Annotated in this window: 17 protein-coding genes and 2 riboswitches; of the genes, 9 read left to right on the top strand and 8 right to left on the bottom strand. The window is 39.5% G+C overall.

Features of this window, described 5'->3' with window-relative positions; translation table 11 throughout:
• Positions 1-79: 79 nt before the first annotated feature.
• Entirely contained in the window at positions 80-2,383 is a 2,304-nt protein-coding gene (gene pcrA / locus A2G56_RS02190; RefSeq protein ID WP_062708396.1) for a DNA helicase PcrA, read from the bottom strand.
• Between the two features lie 193 nt (positions 2,384-2,576).
• Positions 2,577-2,662, top strand: a riboswitch (glycine riboswitch).
• Position 2,663: 1 nt separating this feature from the next.
• Positions 2,664-2,752: riboswitch (glycine riboswitch) on the top strand.
• 151 nt (positions 2,753-2,903) lie between these two features.
• Between pcrA and A2G56_RS02185 the strand changes: the two genes are divergently transcribed.
• The 3 genes from A2G56_RS02185 to A2G56_RS02175 all read left to right on the top strand — a co-directional run bounded on the left by A2G56_RS02185 (position 2,904) and on the right by A2G56_RS02175 (position 6,950).
• A complete protein-coding gene (locus A2G56_RS02185; protein ID WP_062708393.1) occupies positions 2,904-4,229 on the top strand; it encodes an alanine/glycine:cation symporter family protein in 1,326 nt (441 codons plus the stop codon).
• A gap of 120 nt (positions 4,230-4,349) precedes the next feature.
• Positions 4,350-5,681, top strand: coding sequence for an alanine/glycine:cation symporter family protein (locus A2G56_RS02180; protein WP_062708390.1), 1,332 nt, complete (start codon positions 4,350-4,352; stop codon positions 5,679-5,681).
• A gap of 72 nt (positions 5,682-5,753) precedes the next feature.
• The gene (locus A2G56_RS02175; protein WP_062708387.1) at positions 5,754-6,950 is read left to right on the top strand and encodes a cation diffusion facilitator family transporter; all 1,197 of its coding nucleotides are present in this window, start codon (positions 5,754-5,756) and stop codon (positions 6,948-6,950) included.
• An 81-nt stretch (positions 6,951-7,031) separates the two neighbouring features.
• Here A2G56_RS02175 and A2G56_RS02170 read toward each other — a convergent pair whose 3' ends face one another.
• From A2G56_RS02170 to yjbM, 5 genes are all read right to left on the bottom strand, one after another.
• Entirely contained in the window at positions 7,032-7,787 is a 756-nt protein-coding gene (locus tag A2G56_RS02170) for an SDR family oxidoreductase (protein WP_062708384.1), read from the bottom strand.
• A gap of 61 nt (positions 7,788-7,848) precedes the next feature.
• On the bottom strand, positions 7,849-8,844 hold the full coding sequence (pta, locus tag A2G56_RS02165; RefSeq protein WP_062708382.1) for a phosphate acetyltransferase: 996 nt from the start codon (positions 8,842-8,844) through the stop codon (positions 7,849-7,851).
• 16 nt (positions 8,845-8,860) lie between these two features.
• The gene (locus A2G56_RS02160) at positions 8,861-9,757 is read right to left on the bottom strand and encodes an RluA family pseudouridine synthase (protein ID WP_062708379.1); all 897 of its coding nucleotides are present in this window, start codon (positions 9,755-9,757) and stop codon (positions 8,861-8,863) included.
• Positions 9,754-10,590, bottom strand: coding sequence for an NAD kinase (locus tag A2G56_RS02155; RefSeq protein ID WP_062708377.1), 837 nt, complete (start codon positions 10,588-10,590; stop codon positions 9,754-9,756). The genes A2G56_RS02160 and A2G56_RS02155 overlap by 4 nt, the downstream gene beginning before the upstream one ends.
• Positions 10,565-11,236, bottom strand: coding sequence for a GTP diphosphokinase (gene yjbM / locus A2G56_RS02150; RefSeq protein WP_062708372.1), 672 nt, complete (start codon positions 11,234-11,236; stop codon positions 10,565-10,567). Before yjbM ends, A2G56_RS02155 begins: the two co-directional genes overlap by 26 nt.
• Before the next feature lie 129 nt (positions 11,237-11,365).
• On the opposite strand from yjbM, the gene A2G56_RS02145 reads away from it, so the two are divergent.
• From A2G56_RS02145 to A2G56_RS02120, 6 genes are all read left to right on the top strand, one after another.
• Positions 11,366-11,938: a CYTH domain-containing protein gene (locus tag A2G56_RS02145; RefSeq protein ID WP_062708369.1), complete on the top strand. Its 573-nt coding sequence runs from the start codon at positions 11,366-11,368 to the stop codon at positions 11,936-11,938.
• Between the two features lie 602 nt (positions 11,939-12,540).
• On the top strand, positions 12,541-13,515 hold the full coding sequence (locus A2G56_RS02140) for a ribose-phosphate diphosphokinase (protein WP_062708366.1): 975 nt from the start codon (positions 12,541-12,543) through the stop codon (positions 13,513-13,515).
• A 6-nt stretch (positions 13,516-13,521) separates the two neighbouring features.
• Positions 13,522-14,637 carry a cysteine desulfurase family protein gene (locus A2G56_RS02135; RefSeq protein ID WP_062708363.1) on the top strand — a complete coding sequence of 372 codons (1,116 nt, stop codon included), beginning with the start codon at positions 13,522-13,524 and terminating at the stop codon, positions 14,635-14,637.
• A 1-nt stretch (position 14,638) separates the two neighbouring features.
• Complete coding sequence (locus A2G56_RS02130) at positions 14,639-14,986, top strand: DUF1831 domain-containing protein (protein WP_062708360.1); 348 nt, start codon at positions 14,639-14,641, stop codon at positions 14,984-14,986.
• A gap of 9 nt (positions 14,987-14,995) precedes the next feature.
• Positions 14,996-15,208 (top strand): DUF4649 family protein, encoded by a 213-nt coding sequence (locus A2G56_RS02125; protein ID WP_062708357.1) that lies wholly within the window; start codon positions 14,996-14,998, stop codon positions 15,206-15,208.
• A 290-nt stretch (positions 15,209-15,498) separates the two neighbouring features.
• On the top strand, positions 15,499-16,140 hold the full coding sequence (locus tag A2G56_RS02120) for a redox-sensing transcriptional repressor Rex (RefSeq protein WP_062708354.1): 642 nt from the start codon (positions 15,499-15,501) through the stop codon (positions 16,138-16,140).
• 442 nt (positions 16,141-16,582) lie between these two features.
• On the opposite strand, the gene radC is transcribed toward A2G56_RS02120, so the two are convergent.
• Together radC and ald are read right to left on the bottom strand one after the other, a co-directional pair.
• Entirely contained in the window at positions 16,583-17,263 is a 681-nt protein-coding gene (gene radC, locus A2G56_RS02115; RefSeq protein ID WP_062708349.1) for a RadC family protein, read from the bottom strand.
• Positions 17,264-17,562: 299 nt separating this feature from the next.
• On the bottom strand, positions 17,563-18,660 hold the full coding sequence (gene ald, locus A2G56_RS02110) for an alanine dehydrogenase (RefSeq protein ID WP_062708345.1): 1,098 nt from the start codon (positions 18,658-18,660) through the stop codon (positions 17,563-17,565).
• Positions 18,661-18,858 lie beyond the last annotated feature (198 nt).

Raw genomic sequence — 18,858 nt, 5'->3', positions numbered from 1 at the left:
AAAGAACTTGCTACTAGAGAATTCAGTAGCAAGTTTGTTGACTTATCAATCTTGGTCATATTCTGTGTTCTGACAACTCCTATTTTTTCTCAATAGGTGCAACAGAAGCCAGAAGTTTTTTTAAGCCAACTTCTGGAAATTTGATTTTTAATTCTTGAGTTGACCCAGAGCCAGATACTTCTAAGACAGTGCCATCTCCCCATTTTTTATGATGGGCAATATCACCAATCTGCCAGTCAACTTCTGTTGAGTTAGATTGGCTTGTTTTTTTAAAGGGTAGTGGGCCCTTATTTGAGTGATATGATTGAGCTGCCGAACGTGGTTGTGCCTGAGACTTACGTTCTTGAAGCGCTTGTGATAAACTCATACCCTGGCCAAATTGGGTTGGTTGATTCTTAGTGTATTTGACACCAAAGGAAGAAGTTGCTGGTCTTGCTAAACCTTGGTATTGGAGCAAATCATCTGAAATCTCCCTCAAAAATCGTGTCGGACGATTATAAGATGTTTTACCAAAAAGAGTACGTGTATTGGCATTGGTCATAAAAAGAATCTCTTCAGCTCGTGTAATTCCAACATAAGCAAGACGTCGCTCTTCTTCTAACTCATCTGGATCTTCTGCTGCTCTTGTTAGTGGAAAAACTCCTTCTTCCATACCAATTAGAAAGACAACTGGAAACTCCAAACCTTTGGCAGCATGTAGGGTCATCAGAGTTACCTCCGCTGCTTCTTGATTCCCATCGTCTGTGTCAGCAATGAGAGCCAAATCATTGAGAAAACGACCAAGTTTGTCAAGACCAGATTCATCTTCTGGCCCATCCTCATTGGTTTCATCAAAGTTTTTGGTTACTGAGAGAAACTCTTCAATGTTTTCAATGCGAGCCTGACTTTCCAGAGTATTCTGCAATTGCAAAGACTCTAGATAACCAGATTTCTCCAAAACAGCTTCAACAAGGTCGGTAATACTGTACTTATCCAAATCAGATCGCAAATTTAAGAGCAGATTAGCCAAATCCCATACCGCTTGTGCAGCTTTTCCTTTAACACCTGAAAGCATGATTTGTTCAGAAGCTTCAAGTAAACTCATGTTTTGAGCGTTTGCAAAGCTACGGATTTTTTCTAACGTCCCTGGCCCAACACCACGCTTAGGCTCATTAACAATCCGTTCATAGGAAATATTGTCTGCCGTATTAGCAATAACAGTCAAATAAGAAATCACATCGCGAATTTCCTTACGGCTGTAGAACTTGGTACCACCAACCATAGTATATGGAATATTGGACTTGAGAAGGGCTTCCTCAATAGTACGAGACTGAGCATTAGTACGATAAAGAACAGCAAAATCTTTGAAATTTTTACCCATTTCGCGTGCCATATTTGAAATGGTCGAGGCCACGAAAACAGCCTCTTCTTGTTCATTATTGGCACGATAATAGACCAATTGCTCACCGTCAGCGTTTTGTGTCCAGAGCTTCTTAGGACGGCGATTTCGATTATTATTAATAACTTCGTTTGCGGCTTGAAGAATTTTCTTGGTCGAACGATAGTTTTCTTCCAATAAAACAACCTTGGCTTGAGGATAATCTTTTTCAAAGTCCAAAATGTTTTGCATATCAGCCCCACGCCATCCATAAATAGACTGGTCAGCATCCCCGACGACACAAATATTTTTAAACCGTGACGCCAATAATTTAACCAATTGATACTGGGCATGGTTCGTATCTTGGTACTCGTCGACATGAATATATTGATAACGCTGCTGGTAGTAACTAAGTACATCAGGATTTTGATCAAAAAGACGTAAAGTCATCATGATCAAATCATCAAAATCCATAGCTTCAGAACGCCGAAGCTCTTCCTGATAGGCCTTGTAACATTTAGCAACGATTTGCGTATACATATCTCCTGCTTGCATCTCGTAAGCTTTGTCATCCAACAAATCGTTCTTAGCATTAGAAATGGTCCCTAAAATCGCACGTTCGTTCCACTTTTTGGGATCCAAATTAAGGTTTTTGAGAATCCTCTTCATGAGCGTACGTTGTTCACCGGGATCAACGATGGTAAAGTTACGGTTGTAACCAATGTGATCAGCTTCGCGACGCAAAATACGCACACACATGGAGTGGAAAGTGGCTATTAAAGTGTCTTGTGTCGCTGGATTAAGTACCATGGCACGTTCTCTCATTTCACGCGCAGCTTTATTGGTAAAGGTAATGGCTAAAATATTCCAAGGATTAACAAATTTCTCATCAATCAAATAGGCAATACGATGTGTCAAAACCCTCGTTTTTCCAGATCCTGCCCCTGCCATAATTAAAAGCGGTCCTTCTGTCGTTTGTACCGCTTCAGCCTGACGATCATTCATTCCGTTTAACAAAGGATTCATAAGGTCCTCTTTCTTTTTGTAAAATCATCTACCATTTTACCATTTTTAACGTGTAAAATCTCCTAGAATTTTTTCGTTTTTCCTTAAAGTTGTCACATTGTTCGTTTTCTAGGGCAATTTAAACTGTTTCTAAAAATAAACTTGACAAGTCTAACAGATTAGATTATGATAAATCAAAATAAAATATACCGAATGATGTTAATCAGGAGAAGATAGTCCAACAACTATCGCCGAAGGAGTTAAACTCTCAGGTACCTCATCAAAGGTGGGACTGGTTTACTGACGGACTTCTGGAGAGACCTCTTTAGTGGGGCGCCGAAGGGGCAAGGCAATGCTCAATCTCTCAGGCAAAAGGACAGAAGCAAAGACAAAAGGAAAAAGACCTATTATTAAGGGTCTATTTTGATACGGCTTTTTAGCTATCATCGTCTATTTTCGTTAGTAACCATACAACCATCTCAATAGAGGTGGTTTTTCTTTCTTTTGTTTAATCGATAATCCTTCGGTTAAGGAGTTTGTCATGATTGCTTTTTTCACTCATTTAGACAGTTTCGTTTGGGGACCGCCACTTTTAATTCTCTTGGTTGGGACTGGTGTTTACCTTTCAAGCAGGTTATATCTTATTCAAGTGACCAAATTACCCAAAGCCATTCAGCTCATTTTTGCTGAGGATAAGGGTGAAGGTGACATTTCCAGTTTTGCCGCTCTGGCAACAGCATTAGCAGGAACCGTGGGTACTGGGAATATCGTTGGAGTGGCGACGGCTATTAAAAGTGGTGGTCCTGGTGCTCTTTTTTGGATGTGGGTTGCTGCTTTCTTCGGCATGGCCACTAAATACGCTGAAGGACTCTTAGCAGTTAAATATCGCAGCAAGGATGCTAATGGAGACGTTTCTGGCGGACCAATGTACTATATTATCAATGGAATGGGACAAAAGTGGAAGCCTTTAGCCATCTTCTTTGCTGTCGCGGGAGTGTTGGTTGCTTGGTTTGGTATTGGAACCTTTACGCAGGTCAATTCCATTACCTCTTCTTTAGAAAATAGCCTTGGTTTCTCACCTAAACTGGTTAGTCTCGGTTTAGGAGCCTTGACTGCACTTATTATCTTCGGCGGCATCCAGTCAATCTCAAAAATTTCAGAAAAAGTCGTCCCATTTATGGCAAGCCTTTATATCATTGCCACTTTATTAGTCATCGCCTTTCATTATCAACACATCCTTCCGACGATTTCTCTTGTAGTTACCTCAGCCTTTAGCAAAACTGCTGCTATTGGTGGTTTTACTGGAGCTGTGGTAAAGGAAGCAATCCAAAAAGGTATCGCACGTGGGGTTTTCTCAAATGAATCTGGATTAGGCTCTGCACCAATTGCGGCAGCGGCAGCTAAAACAGATGAGCCTGTGGAGCAAGGTTTGATTTCAATGACAGGTACCTTTATCGATACCATCATTATCTGTACCCTGACGGGTTTAGCTATACTGGTGACTGGTCAATGGACAACATCCCTTGATGGTGCCCCTCTTACCCAAGCTGCCTTTGCTGACATTTTTGGTGAATGGGGTATTATAGCCTTAACCATCTCACTTTTACTTTTTGCTTTCACAACAATTCTTGGGTGGTCTTATTATGGTGAGCGGTGTTTTGAGTTCTTGTTTGGTGTCAAACACCTGTCTTTATACCGTTTGATTTTCGTTCTCATGGTCAGTTTAGGTGGTTTTCTTAATCTTGAGTTGATTTGGATTTTGGCAGACATCGTTAACGGCCTCATGGCCATTCCTAATTTAATAGCACTTTTAGCGCTTTCACCGATTATTATTAAAGAAACGAGACGATATTTTGATAAAAATTAGCTGACAATACTCATTTTTTATAGTATTTTCTCTATTTGACAAATCATTTCAAGTAACTATATAATAGACAACGTCAATTTATAACCTTAATCCAATAATCATTATAGAAAGTATACAACCATGTACGAATTACTATCATCCATTGATGGATACGTTTGGGGACCTCCCTTACTAATCCTTTTGGTTGGAACTGGGATCTTCCTTTCTAGCCGACTAGGTTTTATTCAGATTTTCAAACTCCCTACTGCTATTAAACTGATTTTTTCAGATGATGCTAATGGTGATGGCGATATCTCCAGTTTCGCTGCTTTAGCAACAGCACTCGCTGCAACAGTAGGTACTGGTAATATTGTTGGTGTTGCCACTGCGATTAAGCTTGGTGGTCCTGGTGCTCTCTTTTGGATGTGGGTTGCTGCCTTTTTTGGTATGGCAACCAAATATGCTGAAGGACTTCTTGCTATCAAATATCGTATCACAGACGAAAATGGTGAAAAAGCTGGTGGACCAATGTACTACATCACCAATGGTCTGGGACAAAAATGGAAATGGCTAGCGGTTATTTTCTCAATTTTTGGATCTATGGTAGCGCTCCTAGGATCAGGAACCTTTACACAAGTCAATTCCATTACGGATTCACTGAAAAATACGATAGGGCTTTCGCCACAACTGGTTAGTCCTATCTTGGCTGTGCTTGTGGCCGCTATCATCTTTGGTGGGATTCAATCCATTTCAAAAGTTTCTGAAAAGTTAGTTCCTTTCATGGCAGGGATTTACATCCTAGCTGCTATTGCGGTTATCCTTGCTAATGCTAACAACTTTATTCCAAGTCTCATCCTTATTTTTAAATCGGCCTTCACGGGGCAAGCTGCTCTGGGAGGATTTGCAGGTGCCGGTTTCATGTTAGCCATTCAATCTGGTGTGGCTCGCGGAGTCTTCTCTAATGAGTCTGGCCTGGGTTCTGCTCCCATTGCTGCTGCCGCTGCTCGTACCAATGAACCTGTTGAACAAGGATTGATTTCAATGACAGGTACCTTTATCGACACTATCATTATCTGTACCCTAACTGGTTTGGCTATTATCGTTACTGATGGGTGGTCAACAGACTTGAACGGCGCCATCTTAACACAATTTGCCTTCAGTCAAGTTTTCGGTAATATTGGTCAAGTTGCTTTGACGATCAGTCTCATACTCTTTGCCTTTACAACTATCCTCGGGTGGTCATACTATGGAGAACGCTGTTTTGAATTTCTCTTTGGGAGTAAATCGATCATCGTCTATCGCATTTTATATGTTGTTATGATTGCTCTTGGCGGCTACATTAGCTTGGAAACGATTTGGGTGTTGGCTGATATTGTTAATGGTCTTATGGCCTTTCCTAACCTGATAGCATTGCTTGGATTATCGCCAGTCATCCTTCATGAAACGAAGAAATATTTTACAAAGCAAAAATAAGACACAAACATCAGGAAACTGGTGTTTTTCTTGTGTTATAATGGTAAAGTTAAGAAAAATAGAGGAGCTTTCATGTCACATCCTTCTGAAAATTTACGCTTGGCCAAGCGTGGTCCGATTTTGAGCATTTCAGCTTACCTTGTCCTTACTATCGGTAAATTAATTTCTGGTTATTGGTTTAATTCGTCTTCACTAATAGCCGATGGCTTTAATAACTTGTCTGATATCGTCGGAAATGTTACGCTTTTGATTGGGCTACACCTAGCCAGCCAGCCAGCTGATGAAGACCATCGTTTTGGTCATTGGAAGATTGAAGATCTTTCTAGCTTGATTACATCATTCATCATGTTTTTGGTTGGTTTTCAAGTATTAATCCAAACCATCCAAAGAATTATCTCAGGCAAAGAAGCTGCTATTGACCCTCTCGGTGCTATTGTTGGCCTTATCTCAGCCCTGGTCATGTTTGGGGTTTATATTTACAATAAAACACTCTCCAAAAAAGTAAAATCGAGTGCCTTAGTTGCCGCCTCAAAAGATAATCTTTCTGACGCTCTAACTTCTTTGGGAACTACGGTTGCCATCATCGCAACCTCACTAAATTTCCCTATTATTGACCACTTAGTCGCTGTTATTATCACGTTTTTTATCCTTAGAACAGCCTATGGGATATTTATGGAAGCGACATTTAGCCTATCTGACGGTTTTGACCAATCTCAACTCAAAAAATATGAAGCAGCCATTCTAGAAATTCCTAAAATAACCGCGGTAAAATCGCAGCGTGGACGAACATACGGTAGTAATATTTACCTAGATATTGTTTTAGAGATGAATCCAGATCTTTCGGTTTATGAGAGCCATGATATTACAGAACAAGTCGAAAAAATGCTCAGTGAACGTTTCTCAGTTTATGATATTGATATCCACGTTGAACCCGCTGCTATTCCTGAAGACGATATTTTTGGAAATGTGGTCAAAAAACTATACAAAAATGAGATGATCATCCTTTCCAAAATCCCAGATTTTGAGCAATACATCTCCGAAGATTTCTTTACTATTGAAGCCGATGGCAAAATTTTGAATAAGGAGCAGGTTATGGATCAACAAATCTTTTACCCTGCCAACTTCACTAACTTTCAAGTAAAAAACATTAGCCAAAAAACAAAATTACTGACCTATACTTTAGAAAACAAACAGCACATGAGCCTCTGGCGTCGTAACGAAAAGTGGTATTTAATCTACCATCAAATTACAAAAATAGAGGATGATTAAACCAAAAGTGAAGTTGAATTTTAGTTTCAACTTCACTTTTCTTGTTTTCTTTAACCATCGGAAATGGGCACTTTTTAAAGATTAATCTTCTTTATAGACAGGCAAAGCACCAAAGCTTTGGGAAGTTGGCATGATTTCGATACGATTGACGTTCATGTGTTCAGGCTGTTCAACCAACCAAACCACTGTCCTAGCCATATCTTCCGGCTGAAGACTGTTGGCTTTTTCATAGAGTTTGCTTGCTTTTTCATCATCACCTTTAAAGCGAACATTTGAGAACTCTGTCCCACCAGCCAGACCAGGCTCAATATTAGTTACTCTGACATGCGTTCCAGCTAAATCAGCTCTAAGATTGAGCGAAAATTGTTTCACAAAGGCCTTAGTAGCACCATAAATATTGCCACCTGGATATGGGTAGTTACCAGCAATCGATCCTATATTAATCACATAACCAGACTGACGTCTTACCATGTCTGGCAAGACTTGGCGAGTCAAGTAGGTTAATCCCATGACATTAGTCATAATCATGGTTTCCCAGTCATCAAAATGAGCTTTATGTGCCTTTTCAAGCCCCAAAGCTAGCCCCGCATTATTGACCAGTATATCAATCGGTTGAAATACCTCTGGAATCTGTTCAAGTGCTTCAGAGATATTTTCTTTTGATTGCAAATCCATTTGAAGGGGAAAGAAGGCATCGCCTAACTCGTTTTTTAAAGCTGTTAAGCGCGCTAAGCGGCGACCTGTCCCAATTACTTGATAACCATTTGCCACTAATTCTCTTGCAATTGAAGCTCCAAAACCAGCTGTTGCTCCTGTTACTAAAGCTGTTTTTACCATTACATACTCCTCTTCTTCTTTTTAAACGACAAAAGCCGAGCAAAAAACTCAGCTTTTAGAATTATTTTTCTTCTAGTGCTTGGGCTGCTGTAATGATACCAAGTTTGTAAATATCATCAGCACTTGAACCACGAGAGAGATCATTAACAGGTTTGTTAAGTCCTTGAAGAATTGGTCCAATAGCATCAAACATTCCTAAGCGTTGTGCAATTTTATAACCAATGTTTCCTGATTGAAGATCTGGAAAGACAAAGGTATTTGCTTGCCCAGCAACATCGCTATCTGGTGCTTTAATGGCTGCTGTCCCTGGAACAAAGGCTGCATCGAACTGCAATTCACCATCCAAGGCAAGTTCAGGTGCCAGTTCTTTGGCCAATTTAGTTGCTTCAGCTACCTTGTCAACTTGTGGTGATTTACCAGAACCTTTTGTTGAAAAGCTCAACATAGCCACCTTAGGATCAATGTCAAAGATAGCTGCTGTTTGCGCTGTATTAACAGCAATTTCAGCTAATTCTTGAGCGTTTGGCTCAATATTGATAGCACAGTCAGCCATGATATAACGTTCGTTGGTATTTTCACGATTCAGCAAGAAAACACCTGACGTACGAGAAATACCTGGTTTGGTTTTGATGATTTGAAGAGCAGGACGAACGGTATCAGCCGTTGAATGAATAGCACCAGATACCATACCATCAGCAAGTCCCATTTGAACCAACATCACACCAAAATAGTTTACATCACGAAGCATTTTATCAGCATCTTCTGGAGTTGCTTTCCCTTTACGGATCTCAACAAATGCTTCCTTCATCGCTTCAAAATCGTCATAAGTTTCTGGATCGATAATTTCAGATTTTGGATCTTCAAAGCCTAGTTTTGCTAGCAAAGCTTTAACTTCTTCTGGTTTACCTAAGATGATTGGGTCAACCAAACCTTCAAATTTCAAACGGGCTGCTGCACGAACAACACGTTCATCATTTCCTTCTGGAAAAACGATTTTGACATGTTTTCCAGCAACTTTTTCACGCAAACTACCAAAAAGTGAACGAATACCTTCCATTGTTTAAAAAATACCTCTATCTATTATTATTTTCTAATGACATGATAACGTTTTCGAAATCATTTGTCAAGCCAAGCTCATGTGTCACCCTCTCTCCTTTGAAAGGATCAAAGAATGATAAGGTGTGACAATGCAGAGCTTGTCGCTCAATCCCCAAATCCATTCGGCCACCGTATAAATCATCACCTAAGAGAGGAAAACCGATGTGAGCAAAGTGAACCCGTATTTGGTGCGTACGTCCTGTATGCAGTCGAATATCAACAAGATGAACATCACCATAAGAAGCCATTACCTCATAGGTTGTATGAGCATACTTTCCAGAATGGTGGACCCTTCTAGTGATAATAGAATCCTCATCACGCGCTATTGGTGCAATGATTTCCCCTTGCTTGTCAAGTTTTCCCTTACCAGAAATAAGGGAAAAGTAGCGTTTTTCAATAGCTTTCTTTTGTAACTGCTTATCCAAGCGAGCATGCGCATAGCCGTGCTTGGCAAATAACATCAATCCACTAGTGTCACGGTCTAAACGTGTAACAATGTGAACTTGCAAATTAGGATACTTGTTTTTCATAAAATAGCCTTTAACGAAGTTAGCCATAGTATTGGAATGGTTGACACTCGGAATACTAGCCACTCCCGAAGGCTTATTAAGTACCAAAAAATGATCATCTTCAGATACGATCGACAAAGGCACCATAATCGGCTCTAATTTTTCATAAGGCAATTCATCTGGAATATCCACAGCAATCACATCTCCAACATCAACAATGTAAATCGCATTTTGCTCCTCATTGTTAACCCAAATACGGCCTCCTCTAAACTTAATTTTAGCCAAAAGACCCTTGGAAATATCATGTTCCTTTAAAAGGGATTTGACCTTACCTGGTCTGTGGGCGACAAATTCAAACCTCATGAATCCAAGTCTCCGATAAAGGCATCCTTAACCCTGGCCCAAAAACTAGTATGGCTAGGCGTAGACACAAAATGAATCTTGTGATTAGAAATGTAAAATTCCACCTTAGCGATATTTTTATGGTGATAGGTTTTATTATCAATCGAAACCGTATAAGTCCCTAAACGTTTTGGCACAAGAACGATGCGATCATCCTTTGGAATAATAATAGATGACCCTAACGTACGAAAGACACGGTTATTAATACTTGAAATTTCAGTCATCTGGAGAGCCTCAATCGTTGGATGAAGAACAGCACCTCCTAGCGATTTATTATAAGCAGTGCTTCCTGTTGGTGTCGATACCAAGATGCCATCACCTCGGAAACGCTCAAACTTGACTTTATTAATTAAAACGTCTGCTACCATCGTTTTTTCAATACGTTTTAAGGTTGCTTCATTCAAGGCACGTGAGCGGTAAATCCGACCATCATCCAAAGTCACCTTCACTTTAAGGATGGGATAAGAAATACTTTCTCCCTTGTCGTGTCTCAAGTTGTCAATTAACTTATCCACCTCAAAATCACGATAATCCGTGTAAAAGCCTAAGTGACCTGTATGAATACCAACAAAACGAACGGTATCCAATTCTTTCTCGTACATATGGAAAGCAGATAAAAGCATACCATCACCACCGATAGTTATCACAACATCAGGATTTTGCTTACTTAAATAAAAATCTGGCGCATCACGCAATACATTGAACAATTTTGAAGCAATGCGCTTGCTTTGGTATTTACCATTTGCGATAATCGCCACCCGCATCGGCTTATCTGTAATATTCGTCTGTGTCATCACTGTTTCCTATACCATCACTTAAACTTCTATTTGCCGGATCAAAAAGCAACTGAGCTTCTTGAATGTCCTCTCTAATTTTCCGCATCTCCTCATCAAGTTCAAATGCCATTCTTGCTGTTATTTCTAAGCGTTGCTTAATATCGTCTGGAAAATCCCCTCGATACTTATAGTTCAGCGAATGTTCAATAGTCGCCCAAAAGTTCATAGCTAGGGTTCTGATTTGAATTTCAGCCAAAACAGTCTTTTGCCCATCAATAGTGTCGACAGGATATTCGACGACCACATGGTAGGATCTATAACCGCTGGACTTCATATGTCGAATATAATCCCGTTCTTGAACAATTGTTAAATCATGGCGCTGTCGTAATAACTGCAACACTTCATCCACATCATCTACAAACTGAACCATGATCCGAAGTCCTGCGATGTCCTGAATATCTTGAGCAATATTTTCCAAAAGAACACCACGCAGAGCCATTTTTTCTTGAATGCTCTCTACCGACTTTACTCGTCCAGTAACGAACTCGATAGGAGAATGCTTTTTTTGTTTACGATATTGTTTACGAATACCCCGCAGTTTAATTTTTAATTCGCCAACGGCTTGAATATAGGGGTCTAAAAATTCTTCCCAATCCATTGTCATTGAGGACTCCTGTCTAATTTCCATCTTGTTTTACGGCACATCCTTGTAAAAAAGAGGAGTTTTTTATAAAATAAATCTAATCATTATTATAGCATAATATTCAGACCAAAAAAGGAAATAAAACCGTCTATGAGTAATCTCGAAATCGAATACAAGACCATGCTTAATAAAGCAGAGTTTAATCATCTGCAAAATCTCCTAATGCATGTCAGTCCTGTCACCCAAACCAATTATTACTTCGACACTCCCGAAGGAGATATGCGTGCCAAAAAGCTATCACTTCGTATTAGGACCTTCGACAAGGTGGCCGAATTAACCTTAAAAATCCCTGAACAAGTAGGCACTATGGAATACAACGTTGACCTAACTAAGGAAGAAGCCAGAGAAATCATGGATAGCGGACAATTTCCCGATTGCAAAGTCAGAGAACTACTCACCGAAAAAAATATCCCTCTCAAAAGACTATCTGTTTTAGGTCATTTAACCACTATTCGACGCGAAACCCGCCTACCAATTGGCCTCCTTGCCTTAGATAAAAATCACTATGCCGATCGCATCGATTACGAACTAGAACTGGAAGTTGAAGACGCTACACAAGGTCAAAAAGATTTTGACGATTACCTTGAGTCTCATAATATCAGTTTTAAATACGCTAAAAGCAAGGTCGCCCGCTTTGTAGCAACCCTTCAAAATAGACGATAAGAAAGAGCCAGAACCCCTTCAGCTCTTTTTTTCGTAGTCCTTCTCATCATCATTACTTTAGTCTAGGTAACCTGTTTTAAATCTCTTTACGGCGAAATTCCTATTTTTGTGGCAACCGAAGGCTCTTCCACAATTTTTGATTGTTTTATCAATCATAAGTCCCGAGAGTTTCGTTGCTATCTCAACAATAACCTGACCAAGTTCTCTAAATCACCAACCATGGCACTAATGTGATGAATCCCTTTAATCTCTTGCATTACTAACTTCTCGTTTCGGTGTTTTTGTCACAAAATGTTGTCATTAATTCATTTTATTTTCTATTGTTTAGTCCTCAAGGGTTAAACAGTCAAGCCAAACGTGTGAAAAACTTTTAGTGGAAAAATAACACTTTCTGTATTTTAAAGTTCTAGTATTTCAACGATAGGTACCGTTTTTCAAACTATTACTTTAAAAAATCCCAAAATGATCGACTATTAACGATGCTATCATTTGAAAATAATCGTTTCATGCCTATGCCTTGGTTAAACAGTTAGTCTCCATGTATTTTTCTGGCTTTTTTTGGTAAAATATATGTGTACTAATTATATAAGGAGCATTTTGTCATGGCACAAAACAACGCCACCCCTCAAATGAAGCTTTTTTCTTTGACATCAAATCATGATATCGCTGAAAAAATCTCTGAAGCCTCAGGCATTCCTCTTGGAAAACTTTCTTCTCGTCAGTTCTCTGATGGTGAGATTATGATTAATATTGAAGAGAGTGTTCGTGGTGATGATATCTACATCATTCAGTCTACCAACTTCCCTGTTAATGATAATCTTTGGGAATTGCTTATTATGATTGATGCCTGCAAACGCGCTAGTGCTAATTCAATCACTGTTGTTATGCCATATTTTGGTTATTCACGCCAAGACCGTGTTGCTGCGTCTCGCGAACCTATTACAGCTAAATTAGTGGCTAATATGCTGGTTAAAGCTGGCGTTAATCGTGTTGTCACCCTTGATTTACATGCTGTTCAAGTTCAAGGATTTTTCAACATCCCGGTTGATAATCTCTTCACAACACCCTTATTTGCAGAACACTATATCAACAAAGGACTATCAGGCCAAGATGTGGTTGTTGTCAGCCCTAAAAATTCTGGTATCAAACGTGCTCGTAGCCTAGCAGAATACCTTGACGCACCAATCGCTATCATTGATTATGCGCAAGAAGACGATAGCCATCGTGAAGAAGGTTACATCATCGGTGATGTTGCTGGTAAAAAAGCAATTCTTATTGATGATATTCTAAACACTGGTAAGACCTTCGCAGAAGCAAGTAAAATTGTTGAGCGCGGTGGTGCCACTGACATTTACGCTGTATCAAGTCACGGTCTCTTTGCTGGTGGAGCTGCCGATATTCTAGAAGCTGCTCCTATCAAAGAAATTCTTTTAACAGACTCTGTTTTGTCAAAAGAACGTGTCCCTAGCAATGCAAAATACATCACAGCTAGTGAGTTGTTTGCCGATGCCATTGTTCGTATCCAAAAACGCCAACCACTTAGCCCACTCTTTACATTTCACCCAGACGAGGATTAATACATTTTGATTTATTTGGATAATGCTGCAACTACCCCCTTAACAGAGTCTGTTATCGCTGAGATGACACAAACAATGACACTCCAGCTAGCAAACCCATCGAGTATTCACGCGCATGGCCGATTAGCTAGTCAAAAATTAAGAGAGTACCGACAGACAGTAGCATCACTTCTAAGCACAACTCCAAATAATATCATCTTCACTTCTGGAGGCACCGAAAGTAATAACACTGCCTTAAAAGGCTATGCCCTAGCCCATCAGAAAAATGGCAAGCATATTATTACATCAGCTGTCGAACACCATTCTGTATTGCATACTCTGGAGTATTTGGAAAAACGTTTTGGTTTCGAAGTGACTTACCTGCAGCCTGTTAATGGCGTCATTCGTCTTGAAGACTTAGAAAGTGCTTTGCGAGAAGATACTATTCTGGTTAGTCTCATGTACGCCAACAATGAGACTGGAGACATGTTGCCAATTGCTGACGTCGGTAACTTATTAAAAGACCACCCAGCTGCTTTTCACGTTGATGCCGTTCAAGTGGCTGGAAAAATCCTTCTAGAACCAGAGAAACTAGGCATTGATTTCATGTCTATCTCAGCTCATAAGTTTCATGGACCTAAGGGCGTCGGTATCCTGTTTAGTAATCGGATGCTGTTTGACCCCCTCCTACACGGCGGAGAACAAGAAGAGAAACATCGCGCCAGCACTGAAAATCTCATCGGTATTGCGGGCATGACCAAGGCCTTATCTGATAGCCATAAGCATCTAGATGAAAACTGGGATAAGGTGACCCAACTCAATCATGTTTTCTTGGAACAGTTAGCTGGACTGGATTTTTATTTAAATACCAATACTAAAGCAATGCCACATGTGTTAAATATTGGTTTTCCAGGTGCCAACAATGGCATCCTTTTAACACAGCTTGATTTACAGGGATACTCTGTTTCTACTGGTTCAGCTTGTACAGCAGGGACAGTTGATCCTAGTCACGTTTTGGCTGCCAAATATGGAACGGACTCACCTAAGCTTCAAGAATCCATCCGAATCAGCTTTTCAGAATTAAATACTGAAGAGGAAGTTATTGGCTTAGCTAACCTACTAAAATCATTATTAGGAGACTAGAATGGCTTTTGAAAAATCAATTTCACTAAAAGATTGTCAATACACCTATGCGATTGACCCAAACATCAAAAAATATACCCTCAAAGATTTAACTTTTTCAGAAAACAAAGTTGGTCATTATGAACTGAGTCGTCTTTTGGAGGAAGTCCCCAACTCCGGTCAAGGGTTCCTCTTAAAAATTGTTATCCATAAGGAATTGACTGGTTTTAAACTCAATATTACTGATCAATCTGGTCTTCGTTTAGTGAACATCTTTAAATCTGATGACCATAAAATACTGCAAGATAAATTTTACTTCCTAATGGATAGTCTGGTAGAACGTCAAGTCTTTATCAAAAAAGAGCAATAAGGAGGTTCTATGCTAACCATTTCCTATCTAAATGATGCTAAACAAGAAAAAGAAGTTAACTATGAGACTTATGATGCCTACCGTCAAGCCCAGATGTCTTGTGTGATTGGCATTTCTGATCACTTTCCTGTGACAAAAGTGCTATACAAAGATGAGGAAATTGACTACTCTGGTAACTTCGGAAATCTCTTTTACGCTCTTGATAAAAAAGGATTAAGCTAATACATCAAACTGAAGCTGGGAAATATTATCCTAGCTTCTTTTTTTACCTTTTACTGATTAATTAGTCTCAGGCAAAAGGTTCTTCTCGCTTTATTTTGCTAGTTTTCTAGAACAATGAGCGTTCTAATCACATGTTCTCTTTATCTTGTTTATTTGTCACTTAAAAACACCTATACTAGACATAAAAGTTGCATTTTTCACAAAGATTATTTAAAATAAGGAAGTAAAAGCATTTTTAACAAATGATGTATTTATCAAGATTAAAGTACATCTTAGAAAAGGAGACAGCCATGTCTGTTGAAAAAACTATTCCAAAAGCGACAGCCAAACGTTTATCACTTTATTACCGTATTTTTAAACGTTTTTATACTGATAATATTGAAAAAGCAAGTTCTAAACAAATCGCAGACGCAATGGGAATTGACTCTGCTACCGTCCGTCGTGACTTTTCACACTTTGGAGAATTAGGTCGCCGCGGTTTTGGATATGATGTTAAGAAATTAATGAATTTCTTTGCTGATATTCTGGATGACCACTCTACCACTAACGTTACCCTAGTTGGGGTGGGAAATATTGGTCGTGCCCTTATGCACTATCGCTTCCATGATCGTAACAAAATGCAGATTGCCATTGCCTTTGACCGCGATGATAATGAAATCGTTGGAACAAGTTCTCCAGATGGTATTCCCATTCATGGAATCTCTACCATAAAAGAAACCCTCAAAGATACTGACATTGAAACAGCTATCCTTACAGTTCCAAGCCTTCAAGCACAAGAAGTTGCTGATCAGCTGGTCGAAGCTGGTATTAAAGGGATCCTAAGCTTCTCACCTGTCCATCTTTCTGTGCCAAAAGATGTTGTCGTACAATACGTAGACCTTACCAGCGAATTGCAGACACTTCTCTACTTTATGAACCAGAAACAAAATTAACCTCAAAAATTTCGAAGGCTCGTGATTATAGCTTTCATTTTAAAGAAGGTATTTAAAAAATAATGCCCTTCAAAGTGTTAAAAAGAAGATAAAGGATCTGATGATAAATCTGTTATCTTTTTGTTTCTGACCATGTCTTTTCCCAGTGTATCCATAATTAATCAGATAATTCTACTAGGAAAAGGACAATAATCTACTTTTTTAAGTTAAGATTATCACCCTAACATCTGACAAGCGATTGCTAATAACAATCGCTCTTTTTGTTGATTCTCTCAAACATATGAAATTTTCAATCATTGAGTGAGTTAAGACCAAAAGATCGGTACTTCTGATATGGCTCAATGAAAACCTTGCTCTCTGACTAAGCGTTCAATCACAACTAGCATTTCTAAAGCTCCTTGACCGATGACACAAACCTATTTGATTTTGTCATCAATAAAGCTTACAATACGTCAGACTCTTCTCGAAAGCTAAAATAATCCTTATTTCCAATAATCAGATGATCTAACAGGACCAATCCCATATCATCACAACAACGTTTCAATTTTTCTGTGAAACGTAAATCATTCTCACTTGGATCAACAGTTCCTGAGGGGTGATTATGGACTAAAATAATGGATGTTGCCATGTTTTTACAGGCATAATAAAGGATTTCGCGTGGCTCAGCAACCGATCGTCGGACGGTGCCAATAAAAATCGTACGTTGTTCAATAATGCGATTTTGTGTATCTAGATAAAGTACAACCAGATGCTCCTGCTTCTGCCTCCCTAGCTCTATCATCATTTTCTTGGCAACTTGTTGACTTCCCATGATTCTCTCAGAACGTTTAGTCTCTGAGGCATTTATTCGTTTAGCCAATTCAAGCATGGCTTTGAGTTCTGTTGATTTAGCCAGACCAATACCATGAATCGTTTGTAACTCTTGTAGTGATAACTCCTGCAAATCAGCTAGACTATTGAGTTCTGATAAAATAGCTTGAGACAGAGCCATTACAGGCTCTTTTTTCGTTCCTGTCCGTAATAAAATGGCTAGTAGTTCTTGATTACTGAGTTTTTCAGCCCCCAGTTGAACTAAACGTTCACGAGGTAACAGCGCTTCATTTGGAATAGTAACGTGATACATAGAATAATCCCCTTGTCATTTGATTGTCCTATCTATCTATTCGTAAAAATATCAAAAAAGCTAGGCATCTGCCTAGCTTTTCCAATCGAAGATAAGGAATGAAGTTCTCTAATTCCAATGACTATGTTTTCAAGTCTGAATAACCAAATTATTGATCTCTATCATTGAAGTTTACTGATTACTATCTCAATACAATCTCTTTTAACCATTGATGTCACTGATACTTTTCAAGTAGCAGCCTAGCACCCATGACATTTAATGCTTCCAAATAGCTATGTTCCTAGCTCATCATTGAAGACTTAAATTTCATGATAGGGTAAATCATGGGCCTCGGCAACAGCTTGATTAGTCAATTTTCCATGATAGATGTTGAGGCCTGATCGAAGGGCAGGATTTTCAGCAATTGCTGTTTCAAGACCCTTGTTAGCCAACTCAAGCGCATACGGTAATGTCGCGTTTGTCAAGGCAAGTGTCGATGTTCTTGCGACAGCGCCTGGCATGTTTGCCACGGCATAATGAATCACATCATCAACTACATATGTAGGAGCATCATGTGTCGTCACTCGGTCAGCTGTTTCAATAATTCCACCTTGGTCGACAGCAACGTCGATGATCACTGAGCCAGGTTTCATGGTAGCTACCATTTCCTTAGTCACTAGCTTAGGAGCGCGTGCTCCCGGAATAAGGACCGCTCCGATCAATAAATCAGCCTCTGCAACAGCTTCTGCAATATTGAGGGTATTTGACATCAAGGTTTGAACCTTACCATCAAATTGTGTATCGAGTTGTGCTAGACGTGTTGGATTAACGTCCAAAATAGTAACATCTGCTCCTAAGCCGACAGCCATCTTAGCTGCGTTAACCCCTACATTACCGCCTCCGATAATCACGACACGGCCTTTTCTAACACCTGGCACTCCACCTAAAAGAATTCCAGAGCCACCCTCAATCTTCGTCAAGAAGCGTGCACCTATTTGAGTTGCCATACGTCCTGCAACTTCACTCATAGGGTTAAGAAGAGGTAGTCTGCCACGGTCAACGACTGTTTCATAGGCTACGGCAGCTAGTCCACCATCCAGCAAAGCAGTGGTTAATTCAAGTGCTGGAGCCAAGTGAAGATAGGTGAATAGAAGTAAGTCTGGACGAAAATAGACATATTCAGAAGCTAACGGTTCTTTAACTTTGATAACCATATCAGCTGCCCAGGTTTCCTCAGGTGTTTGTTTTATGTCAGCTCCTTGAGCAATATAATCTTCATCAGAAAAACCAGAACCAAGACCTGCATCTTTTTCAATCCAAACCTTGTGCCCTGCTTGTTTAAAAGCTAAGACTCCTGCTGGTGTTAACCCAACCCTGTTTTCATTATTCTTTATTTCTTTCGGAATACCAATAATCATTTTTACAGTCACCTTTCAATAATTTATAACTATTTTCACATAAATGCCCCTTGTAAGTCAACCAAAAACACTCTCACTGATAAGATCGTCAAGCATTAGCAAGCAATTGATTTCCTTTAGTGGTAGCATTTTTCGCCATAAACACTTGATTTTAGAGCAATCTATTCTCTACTGATCAATCATAAACACATTCGAAAC

It is taken from the genome of Streptococcus halotolerans (genome assembly GCF_001598035.1).
In the GTDB taxonomy this organism is placed as follows: Bacteria; Bacillota; Bacilli; order Lactobacillales; family Streptococcaceae; genus Streptococcus; species Streptococcus halotolerans.
Note: the sequence above shows the minus strand (reverse complement) of the source record. Positions and strands in the feature narration are given on the sequence as shown.